This window comes from Plantibacter sp. H53 (assembly GCF_001650455.1).
GTDB lineage: Bacteria > Actinomycetota > Actinomycetes > Actinomycetales > Microbacteriaceae > Plantibacter > Plantibacter flavus_A.
Map to the genome: position 1 here is coordinate 1 of NZ_LWCT01000038.1, position 6,183 is coordinate 6,183.

Here is a 6,183-nt window from a genome sequence, read left to right on the forward strand (position 1 = left end):
GTTCGTCGGTTGCGCCAGCGCGGTGCGCTGACGTCACCGCGGGTCTGGCGCGTGAGCGCGCCCCTCCGGAGGCCCGCGCTCACGTCCGATGGCCCGCGCTCGCGTCAGCGCACCGCGCTGGCCACCACCCCCACCGAGGTCTTCGGACGCAACAGTCGTGGGGCGGGTGGGTGCGCCTGGATACGATGAACGGGTGAGTACCGCAGCCGCCACCCCGCCGCCCGTCCACCCGCCGCTCGCCCAGACCAAGTACCAGGTCAGGTTCGACTGGGGCGTGGCAGGAGCCGGCCGGGTCGAGGCGGCGGACGTCGCGGTCGTCGTGGACGTGCTCCACGCGACGACCTCCGTCGAGCGACGCGTGAGCGGTGGGGAGACCGTAGCCGTCGCCGAACTGGACGACCGCGGGGAGACGGCTCAGATCGCGACCCTGCTCGCCGACGCGGGTGCGACGGTCGTCGCCGGGTGCCTGCGCAACCGGTCGGCGGTAGCGGACTGGATCATCGCGAAGCAGGCCGAGCTCGGTCGGCGCACGAGCATCGTCGTCATCGCGGTCGGCGAACTCGACGACACGGCCGAGACCCGGTTCGCCGTCGAGGACCTCTTCGGGGCGGGCGCCGTGATCGAGGCGCTGGGGCTCCGCGGCATCGACTTCACCTCACCGGAGGCCGCTGCCGCCGCCGCCGCGTACGAGGGCCTGCGCAACGGCGTCGGGCACCTGCTGTCCGCGTCCGCCACCGCCCAGCAGCTCGCGCAGGCGGGTGCCACGCAGCACGTCCAGGCGGCACGCGAGGTCGACGTGTCAAGCGTCGTCCCGGTCCTGGACGGAGCCCTGTTCCGGGCGTAGTCTCGGCGCATGCGCGCACTCCTCGGAACCACCGTCCTCGCCGAAGCCCCCGAGTCGGAGCTCATCAAGATCGAGGGCAACTGGTACTTCCCGCCGTCGAGCCTCAATCGCGAGCGCTTCGTCGAGACCGACACCCAGTACCACTGCCCGTGGAAGGGCGACGCCCAGTACTGGGGCGTCACCGACGGCGGCGAGGTCAAGCCCGATGTGGCCTGGTCGTACCCGACCCCGTATCCGACCGCGTTCGACCGCGTCGGCAAGGACTTCTCCGGCTACGTCGCCTTCGGGAACGAGGTCCAGGTCGTCGACTGATGGCCGACTGGGGCGACCGCCCGCAGCCGCCTGAGCGCGGTGGCGAGCGCGAGACGATCGAGGGTTTCCTCGATCTGCAGCGCGCCAGCGTCGTCTGGAAGGCACGCGGCCTCACCGACGAGCTCGCGGCCAAGCGACTGCTGCCGAGCATCACGACGGTCTCGGGCGTCATCAGACACCTCGCCGATGTCGAGCGCAGCTGGTTCCGCGAGGACATGGACGGGCAGTCCGACGTCCCAGCGCGGTGGACCGACGACGATCCCGACGGCGAATGGCGCGTCACGGCCGAGGACAGCCTGGCCGAGATCATCGCCGACTACGAGGCGGCCTGTGCGGAATCCCGTGAGGTGGCGTCGCGGTATCAGCTCGACGATGTCTGCCGCGGCAACGACCAGCGGTTCACGCTGCGGTGGATCGAGCTCCACATGATCGAGGAGACGGCCCGACATCTCGGGCACGTCGACGTCCTCCGCGAACAGCTCGACGGTCGCACGGGCGAATAGAACGGCTGCCCTTCGAGCATCTCGAGCGACGAGTGGGAGATGGCAAGAGCTGCCTGGCCCCCATTGTCACTTCAATGGATCTCGGCTGCTGAAGATGCGTTCGCGCTTGCGAACCGGGATGAAAGTGAGCTCTGACAGCGCCCCGTAGGTCTCGCAAAATTGAGTTGCTCCGGGAGTAGCTGTCACACTCACCGGTCGTCAGCTGAGATTGGATAGGTCTTCTAGGGAAGGAAAGAGCAGTTTGTTATTGGCTTCCCGTAAACCGATTACCATCGGACCATGTCAACCTCAGATTCAGAACTGTCGTTCGAAGACCTTGTCGCACTGCACATAGGGCGATACATCCTCCGCGGCTCTGAGCTGGATCAATACATCTCTACTCTTATTTCTCGGCTTCAGGGGGCGGGGCCGGAAGTGAAGTCGGTGAAAGGAAGTCGCGCCGGTCAAAAACTCAAATTGTTGGACGGACTTATTCCCGAGAATTGGAAGGGTGGTCGGACTCTGGTGCGACATCTCATTGAAGCGAATCGCTACCGCAATCAACTTGCTCATTCGACAATTGAACTGGATATTGAGAATCCCTTGCAGGTGGGCCCCGATGCCTTTGTCATACCCAGAATGCTTGCTAAAGAGCGTGCTGAGCGCGAGGCACAAATCCCGATCGATTTCGAGGAGCTGAGAGGTTGTGAGTTGACGCAGGATGCGCTCCTCGTCACCATCATTGGGATGTGGAATGTGTGGATGGAGGGCAGGAGTCCGCTGGACCCTCTGAATATTCCGGATGAAGTGCGCAAGTACGGCAGTGGTTGGTTCATCACCACAGGCTCGCTCGCTACACAAACTGAAGATCTCGCTGGCAAGCTTGAAGCACTATTCCCGCTTGACGAAGACGAGTGAAGATGGTGAGATGCACCTTGGCATGGCCAAGGCGCCAGGTGCTCAAACGGTCAGATCGACGCCGCGTTTGATTGTCTGAACCGCCCTTAGGGGCTAGCGGACGCATTGAGACTCATTAACGAGCACAGGTAGGCCCGCATGGGAGAATATTGCGACCTCTCCTGGTCTCCATATTTGGGCCTGTGCGCCGCGGTCGCTCACCTTCGGGTCATTGACTGTCGTGGCCATCCGTTGCAACTGAATGTATAAACGCGGGCCGAGGGCTTTGCGACATGCGCTCTCAGTGGCGCGTCAGGCGCCCACGAGTGCTGCGCGGTCGCGTCCCCGTGAGACGCGGACGACCACGGTGACGACGGCCACCACGACCGCGACGATCAGCGCCGTGACCCCCGCTTCGGTCGACAGCAGTTCGCCGGTGAATCGACCCACGGCCACCCACGCGAGTCCCCAGCAGAGCGACAGCATGGGGGCGATCCGTCCACGGCCGACGACCGCGAGCAGGATCCCGACCGCGCCGGCGACCGCGAGGACGATGATCGCCCAGACACCGGCGGCCGGGCCGTCCGCGCTCCCGATCCCGGATCCGACGAATGCCGCGGTGATGTTCGCCGCCGTCGCGACGCACACCCACCCGAGGTAGAGCCCCAAGGTGCCGTCCGTGATGATCGTGTCGACCACGCCGGACGGCCTGGTCCGGAGCACGAGCACGAAGATGCGGGCCAGGACACCCAGGAGGGCGATGATCACGAACACGCTGAGAATCAGGAAGCCCGCCTGCACCACGAGGATCCACGCCGCGTTCAGCAGCAGGCTCGCCACGACCCAGTAACCGAGACGACGGTGGCGCTCACGGGTCGTCTGCGAGGGCAGGAACTGCCAGACCGCATAGGCGACGAGCCCGAGGTAGATGATGCTCCAGATGGAGAACGCGGGCCCGTCCGGTGCGATCGGCGTCGACGAGGCGCTCAACGCTCCGTTCGCCGCGTTCTGGACCTGCGTGCCCCCGGCGGCTCCCGACCCGATGTAGGAGCCGATGATCGCGAGGACCGCGCTGACGGCGACGGCGATCTGCCGGACGCGGTCCGCGGTGGTGGGTGAATCGATGCCGGTCATGACGCGTGCCTCCAGAATTGTGCAGCTAGCTGATCAATTCAGCGTACGCCACCGTCGGGCACCTCGCGGGGGCTTGCGCCGACGCCGCGGATCCGCCTGTTCAGAGGAGCTTCCGCAGCGTCCGCAGGTTGCGCGTGGTGACGTGCGGTTTGAACCGGGCCTTCGAGGACTCCTTTGCGAAGGCGGTGTCGGTGCTCGACCCCTTCGGGACCTCCCAGTAGAGGACGCCGTCGCCGGGTGCGACGCGGTCGGGCTGCTCCCCGGCTGCCGCCGAGAACGCGAGCAGTGCGTCGAGCGAGCTCTGTTCGGAGGAGAACATGACGTACGGCTGGACCTCGTCGGCCTCCGTCCAGGGGTAGGCGTCGACGACGTCGGCGAGTGCGTGCTGATGTGTGAGCACGATCCACGCCTCGTAGCCGAAGGCCTCCGCGAGCGCCCGCTCGATTCGCCGTTTCAGCACGCCGCGTGCATCGTCCGCCGTCTCGCCGGGCTCGTGCTCCGGGTCGTCGAAGACGACGTTGCCGCTCGCCAGCACGGTGCGGACTCCCGTGAACCCGGCCGATCGGAACACCTCGGCGAGGTCCGCGGAGCGGATCGTGACGCCGCCGACGTTGACCCCGCGCAGGAGTGCGATCCAGCTGTCGGCGGGAACCGCGCCGCCGGTCATGACCCGATGCCCGGCTCGGGCGGGGTGGAGCCGTCGAACGCGGCCGCCCGACGCCGCATGGCCGGCGTGACCTCCCGGTGCACCCAGCTGAGGAGGAAACGTTCGTCCCAGGAACGCGAGCACTTGCCACACGAGGTGGCCCGGCTCGGGCGCCGATGCCGGTAGAGGACATGGCCCGAGGGGCAGGTGCCGACCCACGGGGCGAGTTCGTCGGCCGTCTGGCCCTCGTGGAGACGCGAGCCCTCGTAGCCGATCTCCTCGGCGACCTTGCGCCACTTGGGTCCGTGCCCGGCGCGCGCCCCGGCGAGGGCGTGCGCGACCTCGTGGAGGAGGATCTGGTGGATCTCGTCGTCGTCGTAGCGTGCAGCGAGATAGCGCGAGACGGTGATGCGCTTCGTCGTGAAGTTGCACAGGCCGGCGCGTCGCTTGGCGTTGTCGAAGCCGAAGGTCCAGACCGTCGGGTCGAGGTGCAGCACGATGAGCGCCTGTGCCCACGCCGTGACCCGACTGAGTTCTGCCATGCCTGGATGGTACTCCCGGCGACCGACACCGGACCGCAGGAGCGGGATGACCCACCGGTGTGGCGGTCGCCCTCAGCGGGCCGCGAGCGGGGCGAGGGGGAGTTCGACGATCCGGTCGTCCTGGGACCCGGGCGAACCGCGGCCGTCGGTGTTGTTCGTGAGGATCCAGGCGGTCCCCGGCGGGCCGGCCACGACGTCGCGGATCCGTCCGAACTCGCCGACGAGGTAGGGCACCGCGTCGATCACGCCCACGAGCGCGCTGCTCCCCGCCGGGACGTGCACGCCGTCGGTGATGCCGTACAGGCGCTCGCCGCGGAGCGAGGCCATGAAGATCGTGTCGTCGATGATCGCGAGACCGCTCGGGCTCGCGTCCTCCGTGGCCCACTGCGCGACCGGGTCGATCATGCCCTGGGCTCCGGCGATGCCCTCGGCGACCGGCCAGCCGTAGTTCCCACCGGGGGTGATCCGGTTGAGCTCGTCCCAGGTGTTCTGGCCGAACTCGCTCGCCCACAGGCCACCGTCGCGATCCCACGCGATGCCCTGCGGGTTGCGATGGCCGAGGGAGTAGACGGGCGACCCCGGGAACGGGTTGTCGCCCGGTACCGCGCCGTCGGGAGTGAGCCGCAGGATCTTCCCGCCGAGGCTGCTCACATCCTGGGCCAGGCTGCGGTCACCGGCGTCGCCCGTGGTGGCGTAGAGCATGCCGTCCGGTCCGAACGCGATGCGTCCGCCGTTGTGGTTCCCGGCCCGGGGGATGCCGACGAGGACCTCCTCGACGCCGCCGAGCGCGTACGACCCTGCCGCTCCCGTGAGCGGGAACCGCACGATCCGGTTGTCGGACGACGTCGTCAGGTAGGCGTAGAGCCAGGTTCCCGCGGTCTCCTCTCCCGCCGGCGTGAGGGCGGCGAGCCCGAGCAGCCCGCCCTCGCCTCCCGCGGCCACCCCGGGGACCACGCCGACCTGCCGCACCGCGCCGCCGCTGACGACCTCGAGGATATCGCCCGCGTCGCGCTGGCTCACCAGCGTGCTGCCCGAGACGAGTCGGACCATCGACCAGGGCGCGTCCAGGCCGCCGACGACCGTGGTGGCCTCACCGGTCGGGGCGACCGGCCCGGTGGGAACCGCGGATGTGGGCGTCGATGCGGACGCACTCGGCGCGGGGGAGGGGGAAAGGGAGGCCGTACCCGGTGATCGTGGCTCCCCGTCGGTGCAGGCCACGAGCGCCAGGGCGGTGGCGGCGAGCAGGGTGGTGAGCGAGGCGGGCGCACGCAGGCCCCGTCGTCGCGGCGTCTGCGTGGTGGCCATGGTCAGCCCTTCGTCTGGAAG

The 6,183-nt window shown here is 68.2% G+C and carries 8 protein-coding genes; 4 read left to right on the forward strand and 4 right to left on the reverse strand.

Annotated elements, in window-relative coordinates:
* Nucleotides 1-193 precede the first annotated feature (193 nt).
* The 4 genes from A4X17_RS14440 (at nucleotide 194) to A4X17_RS19330 (ending at nucleotide 2,556) form a co-directional block, all read left to right on the forward strand.
* Entirely contained in the window at nucleotides 194-844 is a 651-nt protein-coding gene (locus A4X17_RS14440; protein ID WP_064296380.1) for a 2-phosphosulfolactate phosphatase, read from the forward strand.
* A 9-nt stretch (nucleotides 845-853) separates the two neighbouring features.
* Nucleotides 854-1,156 carry a DUF427 domain-containing protein gene (locus A4X17_RS14445; protein ID WP_064296381.1) on the forward strand — a complete coding sequence of 101 codons (303 nt, stop codon included), beginning with the start codon at nucleotides 854-856 and terminating at the stop codon, nucleotides 1,154-1,156.
* Entirely contained in the window at nucleotides 1,156-1,659 is a 504-nt protein-coding gene (locus tag A4X17_RS14450) for a DinB family protein (protein ID WP_064296382.1), read from the forward strand. Before A4X17_RS14445 ends, A4X17_RS14450 begins: the two co-directional genes overlap by 1 nt.
* A 279-nt stretch (nucleotides 1,660-1,938) precedes the next feature.
* Nucleotides 1,939-2,556 carry a hypothetical protein gene (locus A4X17_RS19330; RefSeq protein WP_157583546.1) on the forward strand — a complete coding sequence of 206 codons (618 nt, stop codon included), beginning with the start codon at nucleotides 1,939-1,941 and terminating at the stop codon, nucleotides 2,554-2,556.
* A gap of 291 nt (nucleotides 2,557-2,847) precedes the next feature.
* Here the strand turns inward: A4X17_RS19330 and A4X17_RS14460 are convergent, their stop codons facing one another.
* The 4 genes from A4X17_RS14460 to A4X17_RS14475 form a co-directional block, all read right to left on the reverse strand.
* On the reverse strand, nucleotides 2,848-3,669 hold the full coding sequence (locus A4X17_RS14460) for a TspO/MBR family protein (protein WP_064296384.1): 822 nt from the start codon (nucleotides 3,667-3,669) through the stop codon (nucleotides 2,848-2,850).
* Nucleotides 3,670-3,769: 100 nt separating this feature from the next.
* A complete protein-coding gene (locus A4X17_RS14465) occupies nucleotides 3,770-4,336 on the reverse strand; it encodes a DUF1697 domain-containing protein (RefSeq protein ID WP_197479094.1) in 567 nt (188 codons plus the stop codon).
* Complete coding sequence (locus tag A4X17_RS14470; protein ID WP_064296385.1) at nucleotides 4,333-4,857, reverse strand: SprT-like domain-containing protein; 525 nt, start codon at nucleotides 4,855-4,857, stop codon at nucleotides 4,333-4,335. Before A4X17_RS14470 ends, A4X17_RS14465 begins: the two co-directional genes overlap by 4 nt.
* A 72-nt stretch (nucleotides 4,858-4,929) precedes the next feature.
* Complete coding sequence (locus A4X17_RS14475; RefSeq protein ID WP_064296386.1) at nucleotides 4,930-6,162, reverse strand: sorbosone dehydrogenase family protein; 1,233 nt, start codon at nucleotides 6,160-6,162, stop codon at nucleotides 4,930-4,932.
* Nucleotides 6,163-6,183 lie beyond the last annotated feature (21 nt).

What these genes read in the sequence shown, in the direction of transcription:
- A4X17_RS14460 (WP_064296384.1), bottom strand. Translation starts at nt 3,669, where the DNA reads ATGACCGGCATCGATTCACCCACCACCGCGGACCGCGTCCGGCAGATC.
- A4X17_RS14450 (WP_064296382.1), top strand. Translation starts at nt 1,156, where the DNA reads ATGGCCGACTGGGGCGACCGCCCGCAGCCGCCTGAGCGCGGTGGCGAG.
- A4X17_RS14445 (WP_064296381.1), top strand. Translation starts at nt 854, where the DNA reads ATGCGCGCACTCCTCGGAACCACCGTCCTCGCCGAAGCCCCCGAGTCG.
- A4X17_RS14465 (WP_197479094.1), bottom strand. Translation starts at nt 4,336, where the DNA reads ATGACCGGCGGCGCGGTTCCCGCCGACAGCTGGATCGCACTCCTGCGC.
- A4X17_RS14470 (WP_064296385.1), bottom strand. Translation starts at nt 4,857, where the DNA reads ATGGCAGAACTCAGTCGGGTCACGGCGTGGGCACAGGCGCTCATCGTG.
- A4X17_RS19330 (WP_157583546.1), top strand. Translation starts at nt 1,939, where the DNA reads ATGTCAACCTCAGATTCAGAACTGTCGTTCGAAGACCTTGTCGCACTG.
- A4X17_RS14475 (WP_064296386.1), bottom strand. Translation starts at nt 6,162, where the DNA reads ATGGCCACCACGCAGACGCCGCGACGACGGGGCCTGCGTGCGCCCGCC.